General features: G+C 33.9%; 3 protein-coding genes. All 3 read left to right on the forward strand.

Translation table 11 applies throughout. The features are described from left to right. Window positions 1–705, forward strand: a 705-nt coding sequence (locus tag KUA57_RS09405; RefSeq protein WP_218494149.1) for a TNT domain-containing protein, incomplete at its 5' end; no start/stop codon positions are given. Window positions 706–715: 10 nt separating this feature from the next. Then, window positions 716–1,144, forward strand: a complete 429-nt coding sequence (locus tag KUA57_RS09410; protein WP_049510011.1) for an Imm63 family immunity protein — start codon at window positions 716–718, stop codon at window positions 1,142–1,144. 185 nt (window positions 1,145–1,329) lie between these two features. Continuing rightward, the gene (locus tag KUA57_RS09415) at window positions 1,330–1,713 is read left to right on the forward strand and encodes a hypothetical protein (RefSeq protein WP_218494150.1); all 384 of its coding nucleotides are present in this window, start codon (window positions 1,330–1,332) and stop codon (window positions 1,711–1,713) included. Window positions 1,714–1,882: the final 169 nt, after the last annotated feature.

A 1,882-nucleotide genomic window follows, 5' to 3' on the forward strand; every position in this document is an offset into this window, starting at 1 on the left:
GTTAGTCGGGAACTTCCGAAGTTGAAAGGTGTCCACAATGTCGAAACACCGAAGTATAACAAAGAACAAATCCTGAAAAATATAGAAGAAAGTAGACTTGCGAGGGAGAGTTCGAAGTTTAAACAGTATGTTGCGAAGGAGAAATTCCAGAAAACCTTGATGAGTATGGAACCGATGGACCGTCAGAGATATCTTCAATGGCACAAATATGCGGAGGCAGGTATCGAACCATCTGATAGAGTCAAATTAAGAAATTGGTCATATCCACCTGAGCCAGAATTTTACCTTAAAAATAAAAATGTATATGATAATCCGGATTATTTTAATCAGCTAACAGGGAATACAATTTATCCAGGAAGTCCCGAGAGTTCCATGGGTAGAGTTGATGGAAGTATATATAAACATGGATTTTTGAATGGCGAATACAAAGAATCTGTTATATTGCCTGGAACTCGAATAAACAGAATTGGTTCTAATCCAACGGGAAGGTATTTCTCTCCTGAAGGAGCAACATTTGGTGAGAAAGCCTTACCTCCTTTTATGAAACTCCAACCGAATTCAGACTACATTGTTCTAAAAGAAATACCAACAAAAGAAGGATTAGTTGCCCCTTGGTTTGATGAACCTGGTATGGGAATTCAATATTATACATATTTAACAATTGATGAATTAGAAAAAGGGAATTTTCTACTTAAATTGAAATAGGAATAATTAAATGCTAATAAAATTAAAAAACAAAATTGAATCCGAAGTTTCAAAAATTGGAAACATAAAATTAGGTGAATTTGGAATTCATTTTTCTGAACAACCTCCCTACTTTCCGGAGGGAATTTCTATAATAGAGGATAGAAATGGAAGGTATAATCTAGTTTTTACTGAGAGAGGAAAAATAACATCCGAGATTTCTAAATTAGATGATAATGAGGTGACTTATCAAATTTTAAAGATAATCATTAAGAATGTTTCCTCGCAAAAGATTGATGAAAAAGATGTAGATTTAATTGACAAATTGATTAAAAATAATGAATTTGAGAAAGTTAGTCAAATAGTTGAGAAAGTACAAGAGAATAGATATCAATACGAAAAGGAATTATTTGAGAAAATCAGTCCGCTATACACTTTATGGTTCGAAAAAGAGCATTAATAATTAGTATAAATCTGTTGTTATTTCAGTTCAAAACACAAGAATTTCAAGCGAAAATGAAGAAGCTGTTTTTGATGGCTTTTGGAAACCAGGAGGACAAACCTTCCCAGGAAATATGTCAGAAGCAGTCATTGACGAAGTTCCGTGGGGAGAATTTACAATTAGAAAATTAGGAGGCGATTAAAATGAGTTTGACTAAAATAACATGGGAAGAATATGAGAAGTTTAAGGCGGTTCATACGCCAGACAATCTGTATATTCGGGAGCACAATGGAAGATACTATACGTTTTTTGAACTTGGTATTGCATCTGTGAGACGAGTATTTGAGATAAACGCTACAGATTTTGAAGTATATCTATCTGGGAAGCGCTCAGGAAATGATTTATTATTTAAAGCTCAGAATGATTGTTGGCCACCGAACGTGACACAAGAAGAAGCTGATAGAAATTTCTTGAGGCAATATCCTGAAGCTTTAAGAGGAAATCCTGAAGCGCAAGGTTTATTCACAAAGGCTGAACTGAAAGAAATATTACCCGAAGGAGCTGAAATTCTAGCGAGCAAAGATTAAAATAACTCTTTCTATCTATGTTAGAATTGAATAAAATAAGAGTTTACTAATATTTTATTGGTAAACTCTTGCTTTAAATAGAATTCTCTTCCAATCCAACAAAATGTTCACAATATCAAGTATCCCATCATGCACCGAAATATTCAGCCAGAATGGCAAGGCAAACAAA

The organism is Streptococcus vulneris (assembly GCF_019218685.1).
Taxonomy (GTDB): Bacteria; Bacillota; Bacilli; order Lactobacillales; family Streptococcaceae; genus Streptococcus; species Streptococcus vulneris.